At 39.9% G+C, this 15,683-nt stretch carries 11 protein-coding genes; 10 read left to right on the plus strand and 1 reads right to left on the minus strand.

Translation table 11 applies throughout. The features are described from left to right. Window positions 1-54: 54 nt before the first annotated feature. From ACEXOE_RS08630 to ACEXOE_RS08655, 6 genes are all read left to right on the plus strand, one after another. A complete protein-coding gene (locus ACEXOE_RS08630) occupies window positions 55-834 on the plus strand; it encodes a DUF3108 domain-containing protein (RefSeq protein WP_394748340.1) in 780 nt (259 codons plus the stop codon). Between the two features lie 9 nt (window positions 835-843). Beyond that, window positions 844-1,806, plus strand: coding sequence for a tryptophan 2,3-dioxygenase family protein (locus ACEXOE_RS08635; protein WP_394748341.1), 963 nt, complete (start codon window positions 844-846; stop codon window positions 1,804-1,806). A 9-nt stretch (window positions 1,807-1,815) separates the two neighbouring features. Further along, window positions 1,816-3,087 (plus strand): M23 family metallopeptidase, encoded by a 1,272-nt coding sequence (locus ACEXOE_RS08640; RefSeq protein ID WP_394748342.1) that lies wholly within the window; start codon window positions 1,816-1,818, stop codon window positions 3,085-3,087. 1 nt (window position 3,088) lies between these two features. Then, window positions 3,089-4,735, plus strand: coding sequence for a glucose-6-phosphate isomerase (gene pgi, locus ACEXOE_RS08645; RefSeq protein ID WP_394748343.1), 1,647 nt, complete (start codon window positions 3,089-3,091; stop codon window positions 4,733-4,735). A 172-nt stretch (window positions 4,736-4,907) separates the two neighbouring features. After that, window positions 4,908-8,171 (plus strand): TonB-dependent receptor, encoded by a 3,264-nt coding sequence (locus ACEXOE_RS08650; RefSeq protein WP_394748344.1) that lies wholly within the window; start codon window positions 4,908-4,910, stop codon window positions 8,169-8,171. Window positions 8,172-8,259: 88 nt separating this feature from the next. Continuing rightward, complete coding sequence (locus tag ACEXOE_RS08655) at window positions 8,260-8,688, plus strand: hypothetical protein (RefSeq protein WP_394748345.1); 429 nt, start codon at window positions 8,260-8,262, stop codon at window positions 8,686-8,688. On the opposite strand, the gene ACEXOE_RS08660 is transcribed toward ACEXOE_RS08655, so the two are convergent. Next, window positions 8,685-9,728 (minus strand): endonuclease/exonuclease/phosphatase family protein, encoded by a 1,044-nt coding sequence (locus tag ACEXOE_RS08660; RefSeq protein ID WP_449619016.1) that lies wholly within the window; start codon window positions 9,726-9,728, stop codon window positions 8,685-8,687. The two genes, ACEXOE_RS08655 and ACEXOE_RS08660, sit on opposite strands and share 4 nt — an antisense overlap. A 102-nt stretch (window positions 9,729-9,830) precedes the next feature. Between ACEXOE_RS08660 and ACEXOE_RS08665 the strand changes: the two genes are divergently transcribed. The 4 genes from ACEXOE_RS08665 (at window position 9,831) to ACEXOE_RS08680 (ending at window position 15,677) form a co-directional block, all read left to right on the plus strand. Further along, window positions 9,831-12,569 (plus strand): carboxypeptidase-like regulatory domain-containing protein, encoded by a 2,739-nt coding sequence (locus ACEXOE_RS08665; protein ID WP_394748347.1) that lies wholly within the window; start codon window positions 9,831-9,833, stop codon window positions 12,567-12,569. A 54-nt stretch (window positions 12,570-12,623) separates the two neighbouring features. After that, window positions 12,624-14,000 carry a DUF5689 domain-containing protein gene (locus tag ACEXOE_RS08670; RefSeq protein ID WP_394748348.1) on the plus strand — a complete coding sequence of 459 codons (1,377 nt, stop codon included), beginning with the start codon at window positions 12,624-12,626 and terminating at the stop codon, window positions 13,998-14,000. Between the two features lie 265 nt (window positions 14,001-14,265). Then, on the plus strand, window positions 14,266-14,766 hold the full coding sequence (locus ACEXOE_RS08675) for an ankyrin repeat domain-containing protein (protein ID WP_394748349.1): 501 nt from the start codon (window positions 14,266-14,268) through the stop codon (window positions 14,764-14,766). A 65-nt stretch (window positions 14,767-14,831) separates the two neighbouring features. Continuing rightward, window positions 14,832-15,677, plus strand: a complete 846-nt coding sequence (locus ACEXOE_RS08680) for an alpha/beta hydrolase family protein (protein ID WP_394748350.1) — start codon at window positions 14,832-14,834, stop codon at window positions 15,675-15,677. Window positions 15,678-15,683 lie beyond the last annotated feature (6 nt).

Raw genomic sequence — 15,683 nt, forward strand, 5'->3', positions numbered from 1 at the left:
AAGCTTCTAAAACCTTTGAGACTCTTTTAGTACATTTATCTTAAAAGCATAACTATGAAAAAACTTTACACCCTTCTTTTACTTATAGTTGCCTTTAATTTGAGCGCCCAGAAACCCAAGTCTGCTTTTAAGGCTGGGGAGTGGTTAAAATTCCGAATCCATTACGGGTGGATAAATGCCAGTTATGCTACACTTCAAGTAACATCGGACAATATTAATGGCATGCCAGTGTACCATGTGGTTGGAAAAGGAAAAACAACGGGATTGGCCAAAGTTTTTTTTAAAGTAGATGATACTTATGAGAGTTACTTTGGAAAGAAAGATGGAAGGCCCTATAAATTTATTCGAAAATTAAATGAAGGAGGATATACCAAAGATGTAGAGATAAATTTTGATTATAGTAAGGATGAAGCCATATTAAATGATAAAAAAAACAAGAAAAAGTTTAATTTTGCGATTCAGGACGATATCCAGGATTTAATTTCTGCCTTTTATCATTTGAGGAATAATTTCAAAAGTGAAGACCTGGTTGAAGGAGAATCTATTGAACTGAACATGTTATATGATGACGATGGTATTTTTAAGTTTAAATTGAAATACTTGGGAAAACAGACTTTGAGAACCAAATTTGGAAAAGTGGAGTGCTTAAAATTTAGGCCTTACGTGCAGTCCGGAAGAGTATTCAAAGAAAAGGAAAGTTTATCCTTATGGGTTTCCAATGACGAAAATAAAATTCCCATCCGTATTAAGGCAGATTTAGCCGTTGGTTCCATTAAAGCAGATTTACACGCATATAACGCATTAAATAACCAATTTAAAATTGTAGTGAAGTAAAGGCATCGAATGGATAAAAAAGAGCATCTAGCATCCCAAATTTCCAAGCTTGAGGAAAAATACAAAAACTCAGGTCAAGATTTAAGCTCTTATTTAGATGGCCTTCTCTATCAGCGTTACCTTACCTATTGGGATTATATTCATTTGGATACGCTGCTCAGTATTCAGGTTCCCAAAACCCATTTTCCGGATGAAGAGATTTTCATCATGTATCATCAGATTACGGAGCTGTACTTTAAACTGATCCTCCATGAACAAAAACAATTGGTGGATGACCGTTCGGAAGATATAGATTTCTTTATCGAAAAAATAAAGCGGATCAATAGCTACTACACCGTCTTGATTTCATCCTTTAGTGTAATGATCAATGGCATGGAACGGGAGCAATTTTTACAGTATCGAATGGCGCTTTTGCCCGCCAGCGGGTTTCAGTCGGCCCAATACCGAATGATCGAGATTTATGCCACACCGCTAGAGCACTTGGTGCATCATTCCGAAAGGAATCAATTTGATGCTTCCCATAGTATTGAAGTGCTCTATGAGAAGATTTATTGGAAGAAAGGAGCTACAGACCTTAAAACTGGGGAAAAGACGCTGACATTGAAGCAATTTGAATATCGGTATACCCCCAGATTGATTCGAATCGCCAAGCAAGTCAAAGGAAATACGATTTATCATAAATGCCAACGACAACTTAAGAAAAATGGAGGTAATAAATCGCTTGTTGAAGCGTTAAAGACCTTAGATATAAATGCAAATGTAAATTGGCCATTGATGCATATGGGCTCAGCTTACAGATATTTGCGGAAGGAAAAAGCACCGATAGATGCAACTGGAGGAACAAATTGGAAAGAATTTCTTCCACCAAGTTTTCAAAAAGTCATATTTTTTCCAGAGCTATATTCAAATGAAGAGTTAAATAATTGGGGAAAGCAGTGGGTAGACCATATCTTTAATCCTGAAAAAAAGTAATACGTTAGCATGCATAGGTACTGGGGCGCAATAGTAATTCTAATGATTTTGGTTTCATGCAAGGGAGAAAAACCTGCGAATACAGAAGTAGTAAAAGAAGAGGCCATTATAGAAAAACCCATTGAAGTAAAGGAATTTGGTTTTAATCTCAATGATTTTACGGTAGTACGGGACACCGTCCGAAAAGGGGATAGTTTTGGGGTATTAATGACAGAAAACAAAGTAGACTACCCTAAAATATTGACCATTTCCGAAAAATATAGAGACACCTTTGATGTGCGTAAAATTAATGTTGGGAAGCCTTATCTCATTTTAAAGTCTAAGGATACCACTGCCAATGCGGAACTGTTCATCTATCAAAATGACCGCATCAATTATACGGTAATAGATTTGCGGGATTCCGTTAGGGCCTATACCGCGCGTAAGGAAGTGAAGTACAGAATTCGGGAAGCTTCTGGAGTTATTGAAAGTTCGCTATCGGAGGCTATTTTGGCACAAGGAATCGATTATGAAATCACCAATCATCTTTCGCAGATCTACGCATGGACCATTGACTTTTTTAGGCTTCAGCGCGGGGACAAATTTAAAGTGGTGTATCAGGAGAAATTTATCAATGACAGCATTTATGCGGGTGCAGGAAGAATACAATCGGCTTATTTTGAACATAACGGACGACCGGTTTATGCTTTTCCGTTTATTGCCGATTCCCTAAAGAATATTACCGATTATTATGACCATGAGGCCAACAACTTAAGAAGAACATTCCTAAGGGCTCCTGTTGAATTTAGTAGAGTGTCTTCCCGTTATAATCTAAAGCGAAGAATTGCCTATTACGGTTATAAGGTGAGACCGCATAAGGGAACAGACTATGCAGCCCGAATAGGCACCCCGATCTTGGCTACGGCCGACGGTACGGTAACCGAATCCACGCGCAGGGGAGGTAATGGAAAATATGTGAAGATCAGACATAATGCCACCTACAGCACGCAGTACCTTCATATGAAAGCGCAAAATGTGAAAAAAGGCGATTTTGTACGGCAAGGCGATGTAATCGGTTGGATCGGGATGACGGGAAATACTGGAGGCCCCCATGTATGCTACCGTTTTTGGAAAAATGGAAGACAAGTAGATCCGCTGCGTGAGAAATTGCCGGCGGCAGAACCTATGGCCGATTCCTTAAAGGTGAAGTACTTTGAACATATTGCACCCATGAAAGCCGTATTGGACCAAATAGAATTCCAAGAATTACCACAAAAAGAATTACTAACCATCAACCCATAAAATGTCATTAGAGAACACTGACCCAACCACTACTACCGCTTGGAAAAAATTAGAACAACACTATAACGAAACCAAAAATACCCACTTAAAAACCCTTTTTGCTTCTGATTCGCAGAGAGCAGAAAAGTTTTCTATAAAATGGCAGGACTTTCTGGTAGACTATTCCAAGAATAAAATTACGGATGAGACCCTGACACTTCTATTGGAATTGGCCGAAGAGATGAAGCTGGGAAAGGCTATTGAATCCTACTTTCGTGGAGATACCATCAATCAGACCGAAGGGAGAGCGGTGTTACATACTGCCCTTCGCGCAAAAAAAACAGATGAGGTCCATGTTGACGGAAAGAATATTGTTCCAGAAGTATACCGGGTAAAGGAGCAAATAAAAACCTTTTCGGATGCTATAATTTCCGGTGCACATAAAGGGTATACGGGAAAAAGAATTACAGATGTCGTCAATATTGGCATCGGGGGCTCGGACCTGGGGCCAGCAATGGTAACGGAGGCCTTACGATTTTATAAAAACCATCTCAAAACCCATTTTGTAAGCAATGTAGATGGAGATCATGTCTATGAGATTTTAAAGGAGCTGAATCCGGAAACAACTCTTTTTGTAGTAGTTTCCAAGACCTTTACTACTCAGGAAACCTTAAGCAATGCCACCACGATAAAGAAATGGTTTTTGTCCGAGGAGTTCAATACCTCCCAAGAGGACATTGCTAAACATTTTGCAGCAGTATCTACGAATACCCAAAAGATAAGCGAGTTTGGCATTGCCCCTGAAAATGTATTTCCCATGTGGAATTGGGTCGGAGGAAGATTTTCCTTGTGGAGTGCTGTAGGCTTGTCTATTGCCCTAGCGGTTGGATATGCGCATTTCGATGCACTTTTAGAAGGTGCCAATGACATGGACGAACATTTTAAATCTGCAGATTTTAAGGAGAATATCCCCGTAGTTCTTGCACTGATAAGTATTTGGTACAATAATTTTTATGGAGCAGAAACAGAAGCCATTATTCCGTATACCCAGTACCTCAGTAGGTTTTCTGCCTATCTGCAGCAGGGTATTATGGAAAGTAATGGGAAGAGTGTAGCCCGTAATGGAAAACGTGTAGGATACCAAACAGGAACCATTATTTGGGGAGAACCGGGAACCAATTCCCAACATGCCTTTTTTCAACTGATCCATCAAGGCACAAAACGTATTCCGGCAGATTTTATAGGATATCGATCTTCATTGCACGGGGATCAAGATCACCATCATAAATTAATGGCCAATTTCTTTGCGCAGACAGAAGCCTTGTTAAATGGAAAAACTGCAGAAGAGGTACAAGAAGAATTGGAGGGGAAAAAACTGTCAGATACGGAGATAAAAGAATTACTTCCTTTTAAAATATTCGAGGGCGATAAACCTACGAATACCCTTTTAATTGATCAACTTACCCCTAAAAGTTTAGGAGCGTTGATTGCCTTGTACGAGCATAAAATTTTTGTTCAAGGGGTGCTTTGGAACATTTTTAGTTTTGATCAATGGGGTGTAGAACTCGGGAAGCAGTTGGCTACGAAAATTTTGAATGATATCAAGGGTAGCGCTATTGCCGATCATGATTCCTCAACATTGCAACTTTTGCAATCTTTTAAGAAATAATTTGAATTTTTGTCTATAGAATTAACATTCTGTTTTTCAATATTTTTTGTGTTTTTTATATGCTAAAATTACGTTAATTTTGTTCCAGCTAATTTAACGTTCTCTTAACGTACAGGTATTAGAAATAAATCACTTTTGCAGCGAGAAACGAAACTAAATAACACAAACTGAAATGAAAAAAATGTATTTCGTGATTGCAGCGCTATTGTTTTCTGCAATTACTTTCGGACAAGGGGTTACTACATCATCCATGGGTGGTAAGGTAACCGACAGTGCAGGGGAGCCATTACCAGGAGCAAGTATTGTTGCCGTGCACACACCATCAGGAACCAAGTATGGTGCAGCAACAGATTTTGACGGATTTTATAGAATTTCCGGTATGCGTACAGGAGGTCCTTATACGGTAACCATATCCTATGTAGGATTTCAAGATTTTGTACAAGAGAATGTAATGCTTCAATTAGGGCAAACAAAACGTATAAGTACGGTCTTGGTAGAATCGGCTACGGAATTGGAAGGCGTTGTATTGACTGGCGATGCTACCGGTACATTTAGTTCCAATAAGACAGGTGCAGAAACCAATGTATCCCAACGTGATATTCAGACCATTCCTTCAGCTTCCAGATCGGTAGCGGATTTTGTGCGTTTAACACCACAGGCACAGATTACCGAAGGAAATGACGGTTTCTCTATTTCTTTAGGAGGACAGAATAACCGTTTTAATGCAGTATATATTGATGGTGCGGTAAACAATGATGTATTTGGTTTGGCAGGTTCTGGAACCAACGGAGGTCAGACTGGTGTGAATCCTTTCTCTGTGGATGCCATTGAATCATTTCAAGTACAGATAGCACCTTTTGATGTTCGTATCTCTGGATTCTCCGGGGGGGCCATTAGTGCAACCACACGTTCTGGAACAAATAATTGGGAAGGTTCTGTTTATGGATTCTTAAGAAATGAATCTTTAGCAGGGAAAACACCAACCGATTTGGTCGGAGATGGTGATGAGAGAGAAAAATTAGACGAGTTTACAGCAGCAACTTACGGGTTTAGAGTAGGAGGACCTATTATAAAAGATAAGCTGTTCTTCTTCTTGAACTATGAAAGACAAGATGACGAAACGCCACAGCCATTCAATGTTTCGCAATATACTGGAGATTCTTCTCCTGCTGATATTCAGCGATTAAGGGATGGATTGATCAGCCAGTACGGCTATGACCCAGGCGTATTTGATCAGAATACCGCTACCTTGGAAAGTAATAAAATTACGGCCAAGCTGGATTGGAACATTAATGACAACAACAATCTGTCTTTCCGTTATGGATTGGTGGATGGAGAAAACTTGGAAGCTAGAAATTCCAATACCAGAAGAATTGCATTCTTAAACGGATCAGAATTCTTTAAGACAGTTACCAATTCCTTTGCCTTGGAATTGAACTCTAGAATAGGAAATAAATTTTCGAACAACTTATTGGTAGGATATACCAGAGTTCGTGATGATAGAGATCCTTTTGGAAATCCATTCCCTAGTGTGGTTATCTCTGATGGTTTGAACCGTTTCTCTGGACAGGGAATCCAATTTGGAGCAGAGCAGTTTTCAACAGCGAACTTGTTAGATCAAGATGTATTTACCATTACAGATAACTTTGAGATTTATAGTGGGGCACATACCATTACTATTGGTACCCATAACGAATTTACCAGTGTAAAGAACTTGTTCTTTGCCAGTAACTTTGGTTTCTACGCTTATGGATCTGTAGACGATTTCTTGGCAAATCAGAATTTGCAAGACTATGAAACAGGATACTCTTTGTTGGGAGATGGAACTGTTGGGGATGAGTCTGCCGGTGCTGCCGAATTTGATTTAAAGCAGTATGGATTCTATATTCAGGATGAATTTCAGGTCACAGATGACTTTAAGCTTTCTATGGGGCTTCGTTTTGATATCCCAACCTTTGAGGATGGTATCGCAAATGATGATTTCAACAATAGAACTGTTGGTTTATTGGAAGCGGCTGGAAAAGATTTACAAGGCGCCAGAGTCGGTAGAAAAATTGAAACTACAGTAAATTTCTCCCCTCGATTTGGTTTCAACTGGGATGTAAATGGAAAAAACACGACACAAATCCGTGGGGGTCTTGGGATATTTACTTCTAGAATCCCATTAGTATGGCCTGGAGGGACATACAATAACAATGGTGTAACTGGTGGTTTTAGCGACGAGGGAGATTTTGCAGATGAATTAACATTCAACCCGGATGTAAATGACCAACCTGTAAGTGTTGCTCCAGGATCTGGAGGTGTTGGAGGTAATATCGATCTTTTTGCACCAGATTTCAAATTACCGCAGGTATTCAAGTTTAATGTTGCTGTGGATCAGAAATTACCTATCTGGGGCTTGGTTGCTTCTGCAGACTTTGTTTGGAACGACAATATTAACGCTATCTACTACGAAAACTTGAACATAAGAGGCCCAGAAGGTTTCTTGAGTGGTAGGGATAACAGACCATTCTATGACAGAAGAAATACCATAGATGATACCTACAATAGAATTATCTTGGCTTCTAATACACAGGAAGGAAATTCTTGGAATACTTCTTTGACCATTCGTAAGCCATTTACCAATGGGTTCCAAGGACAGGCCTCTTGGTCTTATGGAGATGCTAACGCTATTTTTGACGGCACCTCTTCACAGAACAGTTCTCAGTGGAGAAACATACAGACGGTAAATGGTAAAAACTCCAATATCCCGGTAAGTCGTTCCGATTTCTCTCAAGGACATCGTGTGAACTCTTTTATGTCTTACGAATTTAGATGGAATGAAAATGTGAAGAGTACGGTTGGTTTCTATTATGAAGGAGCACAAGGAAATCCATTCTCTTATATCTATGCTGAAGGAGGAAGGTTTAGCTCTACAGATTTATTGAACGATGATTCTAGAGATAATGCCTTGATTTTTATCCCTGCCGGACCGGATGACATTAATTTGATAGATATTGTTGATGGAGATGGAGCTGTAGTACGTACGGCTGCACAACAGTGGGAAGACTTGAACAGTTTTATTGAGAGCAATGATTACTTAAGAGAACGTAGAGGTCAGCATGCAGAACGTAATGGCGATAGAGCTTCTTGGAGCCATGTCGTAGATTTCAAGTTCTTACAGGATTTCTCTATCAATTGGAAAGGAAAGAAACATACTTTACAAGCTTCTATTGATATTTTCAACTTCACCAATTTATTGAATAAAGATTGGGGGGTTAGAAACTTCGTAAGTGGAGGAGAAGTTGCTTTGATTCGTACCGAAAGAGGAGGACCAGATCCAGAGTTCCAATTCGATGCTTCTAGATTCGAAAATGGAATCGAGGATATCGATGATCGAGGAATTCAATCTTCAAGATGGCAAGCACAAGTAGGATTGCGTTACATCTTTAAATAATTACGAAATAACATTTTTAAAACCCTGCTGATCGGCAGGGTTTTTTTATGGCTAAAAATCACTATTTTTAGCTATAAAATTTATAGACATGTACGAAACGATACTCAACTTACATTCTTATTTGGCTTATGTGGTGTTAGCGGTGCTTTTTCTCGCCGTTGCCAATGCTATTCTGGGATTGGCCCAAAACAAAATGTTTACCTTGGGTAAAGATTTACGCCTAAGCCTCTTTGCATTAATTCTTTCCCATATTCAATTAGTGATCGGATTAGTACTCTATTTTGTTTCTCCCCGAGGTTTTGGGAACGTGAAGGATAGTATGGGGGATTCTTTGGCAAGATTGGTGGCCGTGGAGCATCCTTTGATCAATATTATTGCCATTGTTTTGATTACCATTGGATGGTCCAAACACAAGAAAGTGATGGAAGGGAATAAGAAATTTAAACTGATCGCTATTTTTTATGGGCTTGGATTGGTATTGTTCCTAAGTCGTGTGCCTTGGAATCAGTGGTTTTAATTAGCACGCTTTATAAGATGGATGTATACGGGAAAATGATCGCTGTATCCTGCGGTATAGTTTATCCCGGAAAAGCTACGTAAAGGATAGCCTTTGTACTTACCATAGGGGGTACGTATAAAGTTGGGCCTGTATATTCCTGCTTTCCAAAAGTGATGTTCGGTTTCCGGAGCATGAAGAAGGGTAGCGCTAAAGAAAATCTGGTCAAAAAGATTCCATCGATCCCTATAGGCGAGGGAACCTTCCCCCTTTTTATAGAGGGCTTCCATTGGATTGTACAGCCTAAAGGGAGCTAGCGAATCGTTTCGGATTCCTATTTGTAGTACTTTCTTCATACTATCGTCAATAGGGTCATCATTGAAATCTCCCATACTCAGGATTTTAGCTTTGGGATGTCCTTTTGTGAGTGAATCCAGTATCCTGTAATTCAGGCGGGCCGCTGCAATACGATAGGGTCGGCTACGCCGTTCCCCACCGCTTCTGGAAGGCCAATGGTTTACGATAAAGTGGAATGTTTCGGAATCCATAGTGCCACTAACCACCAATTGGTCTCTTGTATAATCGCGTTTTCCTTCAATATCAAACAGTAAAAGACGATGACTTTTAAAAGACCGGGGAACAAAAACCCCTTTTTTATATAAAAGGGCGACATCAATACCGCGTTCATCGGGCGACTCATAATGAATAATGCCATAATTTTTTTCCTTCAAATACGAATGGGAGATAAGATCATGGAGCACGGCTTTATTCTCTACTTCACATAGCCCTATAATATCCGGACTTTCTTTGCTGATTTCTGAACCTATACCGGCGATTACTTTTGCCAAATTGCCAATTTTGTGTTGGTACCGATCAACACTCCAGCGATATCTTCCTTCCGGGGTTCTACTATCATCAAAAGTCAAAGAATCATCTACTACATCAAATAAATTTTCAACATTATAAAAGGCTACTGTTCTAAGGGTATAGTTGGCTTTCTGTTGCCCTGAAACATTTGTCATAAAGTAAGCCCAAAAGAATAGGGGAAGGAATATTCTCATCATTATTTAGATTATATACATCAAAAATAAACTAAAATAATCATATAATATAGATATTATTCTATATATTTGAATCCAACAACACGAACAAAGCATACTATTATGAATTGGAAATCAGCCTCCCTTGTTTTCATATTGACCATTCAATGTTTCAATGCTTTCGGTCAAAATCAATATAAAATTCACGGAAAAATAGTTGATGAGTTAAGCAAACAACCGCTTTATTCATGCTTAGTGCAACTTGAAGGTACTACAATTCAAGGAACTTCGGACGATAAGGGAAACTTTGGCATTCCTGTAGTAGAGGAAGGAAGTTATGTACTTATGATATCAAAACCTGGCTATATCACTATAAGGCTGCCTGTTTTATATTCTGGCGAAACCCTACATCTAGGAACATTGGTTTTGGAACAACAAGCTGTTCTTGAAAAGGCCAATACCATTATTCAAATCTCTGAGGATGTATTGTTAAGTGGTGAGCGCAGGGATGCTCCCTCTGTTTTTTTACAGGCATCGAGAGATATCTTTTTGAGTAGGGCGGCTTTTGATTTTGGACAAGTATTTTTTCGGCCTAGAGGGTTGGACGCTAGAAATACCCAAGTAATGATCAACGGAATCCCTATGAATGGATTAGTACAGGGCAGTGCCGTATGGAACCAATGGGGAGGCCTAAATGATGTCACCCGAAATCAGGAAATTACCTATGGCTTACACCCTTCTGACTATGGTTTTGGAGGTGTTTTGGGGGCAACGCATATTGATATGCGACCTTCCGGATTCAGGCCTGGAATTCGTTTGTCCTCTTCTCAATCCAATCGTAGTTATGCAGGCCGTTTTATGGCAACTTATACGAATAAGATGGAGGATAAAGGCTTGTTTTACAGTGTATCCTCTTCCAGAAGATGGGGGGCAGAAGGCATTGTTGACGGAACTTTATATGATGCCTATGCTGTTTTTGGAGCGCTGGAATATCGGTTTCACCCTAAGAATAGTCTGGGAATCACTGCAATTTTCTCCCCAAATAGAAGAGGGCGTTCGGCACCGATTACAGCAGAAGTTTTTGAACTTGTGGGACGAAATTATAATCCCTATTGGGGTGAGCAAGATGGGGTTGTTCGGAATTCAAGGGAACGAAGAACAAAGGTTCCTATCCTATTGTTCAATCATTATTACACCTCCAATACCCTTCGTTTGAATACGGGAATAGCGTATAGATCTGGTGTTACGGAGAACAGCAGACTCGGATATTATAACGCCCCTAATCCGGATCCTACCTATTATCGTTATTTACCAAGCTTTTACTTGAACAGTGCTATTGGAGCCAATTTTATAGCGGCAAATCAAGCAGAAGAAGGCTTTCAGCAAAATGCGCAATTGCGATGGACAGATTTTTATACGGCAAATGAAGTCAACGGGAAAGCAGCTTATCTATTGTATGATGATGTGGTCGATGAAACCCAATTCAGTATCAATACCGTAGCAAATATTAGATTGGGGAAACTACTAAAAATCGATTTTGGAGGAAGCTACCAAAATTTTAAAGCGGATAATTTTGCACGAATACGGGATTTATTGGGCGCGGATTTCCATGAAGATATCGACGTGTTCTCAGATACTAGAAATGCAATAAATCAGGAAGTGGAGCGACGGAATGGCGATATCTTCAACTATCACTATCGCATGTTTGTTTCCACATCCAGAGCTTTTGTACAATCCCAAATCAACAGGGGAAAATGGAATGCTTTCGCAGCAGTCCAGTATTCAAATACCTCCTATAAAAGAGAAGGCCTGTTTCAAAATGAACGCTTTTTCAACACTTCCCTCGGAGAAAGTGAAGTTGCCCAATTTTCAAATTATCGTCTAAAAGGTGGGATTTCCTATGCCTTCAGTGGACGACATCAATTACAATGGAATGGTATTTACGGGAACCGTGCCCCTTTGATACAGCAAACATTTATAAACCCGAGAGAGAACAATGAAATGGTTCCCAATCTAAAAAATGAACGTATTGTGGGCACTAACTTGGACTATCATATGCGATTGCCTAAATGGACAGGCAGGTTGAGCGGCTTTTATAATCGTTTTCAGGACCTCACCGACATCAACTTCTTTTTTGTGGAATCTGGAGTGGGATCAGACTTTGTGCAGGAAGTAATTACAGATTTGGATGAGCTGTACATAGGAGGGGAACTGGGGCTGGAATATGAAGTATCCCCGGAGGTCAAATTTACTGTTGCCGCCGCAGTGGGAAAGTATGTATATGCAAGTAATCCAAAGCTGACCATTAATTTTGATACTGCTGGCAGCGAGGAAGACTTTATAAATCCAGAAGGCAATGTAGATCTTGGTTTTGCTAGGCTAAAAGACTATAAATTAGCTCGGGGACCACAGAAAGCCATGGCATTTGGAATAGAATACCGAAATCCCAAGTATTGGTGGTTGGGCGCTTCAGCGAATTACCTCACCAATAATTACGCTAGTATTTCTGCCATAACGCGTACTCCTAGTTTTATCTTGGATCCAGAAACAGGCCTTCCCTTTCCCGGGGCAACCCCTGAGAATGTCAATGCCTTATTACAACAAGGACCTTTGGACGATGTGTATTTGTTGAATCTGGTAGGTGGAAAATCATGGTTGATTCGGGATACCTATATCAGTCTTTTTGCTAGTGTGAACAACCTTTTTGATGCAGTGTTTCGTACTGGTGGATTTGAACAAAGCAGAAATGGAAACTTTGGACAGTTGTCTCAGGATAACCTAAGCGGAACCCCTTCATTTGCTCCAAAATATTGGTACGGAAGAGGGCGTACATATTTCATTAATCTAGCCATCAGTTTTTAAAGTCAACCTTAAAAATAATCATGGTTTGCACCCTGTACATAAAAATTGAAATTCATGAAAATAAGATCATTTCTATATGCTCGAAAATTAGGCCTTGTGCCCCTCCTGCTCCTTTGTTTGTGTTGTGTGGAGGATGTCAACTTTGACCCTTTGTCCATGGAATGCCAGAATAGCTTGGAACCCACAATTACGCTTTCGGCACTTAAAGCCTTATATCAGGGAGAAATTCTACAAATCCAAGAAGATTTGGTGTTAAGGGCTTACGTAATATCTTCTGATGAGGCGGGAAATTTTTTTGGTAGCCTGCACCTTCAGGATCATCCCGAAGCACCTGGAGAAGGAATTCAATTGGAAATGGACTTTCGGGATTCACATCTTTTTTACCCTCCTGGGAGTACCGTTCTTATTCAATTAAAAGGACTTTATCTAGGAAAACGGAGAGGGCTCTTAACCTTGGGAGGTGTATTATCCATATTTGGCAATTTATCTATAGGGAGGCTTCCACGAGCTTTGGTACAGGAACACCTTACCCTTGCCTGTAATGGCGATAATGGAATAACACCTCAGGTGACCACCCTGGCCTCTTTGAACGATACGATGATCAATACCTTGGTACGCTTGGAAGGAATGGAATTCAAGGAGGAAGAAATCGATTTCCCTTTTGCATTGCCAAGAGAAAATACGATTCGCACTTTAAGAGACTGTACAGAAGCCGAAATCAAACTGTTGAATAGCGGGTTCTCAGACTTTCAAGAAACACCATTGCCAAGAGGAAATGGCAGTATTACGGGAATTTTGGTAAAAGATAGGGATGATTTTCAACTTAGAATACGCGATCGATCAGATATTCAATTTAACGAAGAAAGGTGCCCGCCACTTATCGATGAATTCAGTTCGGAATTTGTTTTTATTTCAGAACTTGCCGATCCGAATAATAATACGGGAGCTCGATTTGTAGAACTGTACAATGCGGAGAAAAATACCCTTAGTTTAAAAGGGTGGACATTGCAACGCTATACGAATGCAAATACAGAAGTGAGTGCCGTAATTGACCTGTCCAATATGCATATAGGAGGAGAAAATACCTTGGTCATTTCTCCCAATGCCCAGGAATTTGAACAGGTCTATGGCTTTGCTCCAGATATGGAAGCACCGGGGAACAGTCCGGCAAATTCCAATGGTGACGATACTATTGTTTTAGTAGACCCTTTCGGGACAACCATCGATATATTTGGTGTAATCGGAGTTGATGGATCAGGGACTGCGCATGAATTTGAAGATGGTCGGGCATTGCGAAAAGCGGACATTGTAAAAGCAAATCCGATCTATAATGCTAACGAATGGAGCGTCTATAATGATTCTGGGGGCGCAGCAACCATGAATCAAATCCAAAATGCTCCAGAGGATTTCGGGCCAGGGCAGAGAGAATAACCTTCTTGAATGAAGAGGTATGAAAGATGGTCACAACTTGTATAGAAGACGAAGTTGGATGTTGGGACGGAATAAAATAGTTGTAGAAAAGAAAGGCTTGTAAATACTACTTTTATAAATAAAAATTATAGTTTTATTGTTTTTAAATATATAATTCTTATAGTTTGAAACAGCTGTTTTTGTAGTTTTGATGTGATTTTTAAGGAGGTTTTTAAAGCTTTCTTAAAGCAATTGCTATGAAAAAGATAAGAGCTATAGGGCCACTATGGCTCTTTTTTTTAACTTTATTGGTGATATGGACAAAGAACAATTTTTTAATGAAATACGCCTTGGAAACAGTGAAGCTGTGACCAAGATGATTGCCGCACAACCGCAATGGGTAAATGAGTTAGATCAAAGAGGCTCTACACCTCTGATTTTGGCCACATATTATGATCAAAGCGATATTGTTTCATTACTTCTGGACAAAGGTGCGGAAATTGACGGGAAAGATGCCTCTGGAAATACCGCACTTATGGGTGTTTGCTTCAAAGGATTTACCGCCTTGGCGGAGAAGTTAATTGCAAAGGGTGCCGATGTCAATGCCAGGAATGCCATGGGAGGTACTAGTTTAATTTATGCGGCTACCTTTAATCGGTTGGATATCGCAAAATTGCTTTTGGCAGAAGGGGCAGATGCCAGTATAAAGGATGGACGCGGAAATACGGCCCTAGATCATGCAAAAATGCAAGAAGCACCAGAGTTACAGGAACTATTGGAGGGATAGTAGCACGGAGGTAGGTCTTAAAGGGATATAGTTGTATTTTTGGATAAGAAAAAAATAGCTTATCCATGGGGGTGAAAAGAAATATTGCCATAGCGGGAAAACATCGCAGGAAAATTGTGTTGGACATGCATTGGAATGATGTCCTTAATGACCAACCTATTGTTGTTTTTTGTCACGGCTACAAAGGTTTCAAGGATTGGGGGTGTTGGGATTTGGTAGCTCAAAGTTTTGCAAAAGCAGGATTTTGCTTTGTGAAATTTAATTTTTCTTATAACGGAGGTACTGTAGAGGAGCCTATAGATTTTCCAGATTTGGAAGCCTTTGGACAAAACAATTTCAGCAAAGAACTTGATGATTTGGAAGTGGTGATCGATTGGCTGATGACTGCTACGTTCCCTGCAGAGATACCCCTCAATACGTCCAAAATAATATTGATTGGTCACTCCAGAGGAGGTATTGTTACAATTAAGGCCGCCGAAGACAAACGCATTGCAAAAGTGCTTTCTTGGGCCGGAGTAAGTGATTTTAGGCGCATGCTAAAAAGCGGGGAAGCATTGGAACAATGGCGTAAGGATGGTGTAATGTATGTAGTGAATGGACGAACCAAGCAAAAAATGCCGCATTATTATCAATTTTACGAAGATTTTGAGGCTAACGAAACACGGTTGACCATAAAAAATGCAGTTGACCAATTACACATTCCACATTGTATTATTCATGGTAATGCCGATGAAAGTGTGCCTCTCAGTGAAGGGGAGCGTTTGCATGCCTGGAACAGCAAAAGCAAATTTGAAATCATCAATGGTGCCAATCATGTATTTGGAGGAAAGCACCCTTGGAACGAAGAAAGCTTGCCACTCGCATTGACCGAAGTGGTACAAAAAAGCATTTCATTTATACAAGAAGTTTAAAAAAGA

Source organism: Spongiimicrobium salis, from assembly GCF_043678055.1.
GTDB lineage: Bacteria > Bacteroidota > Bacteroidia > Flavobacteriales > Flavobacteriaceae > Spongiimicrobium > Spongiimicrobium salis.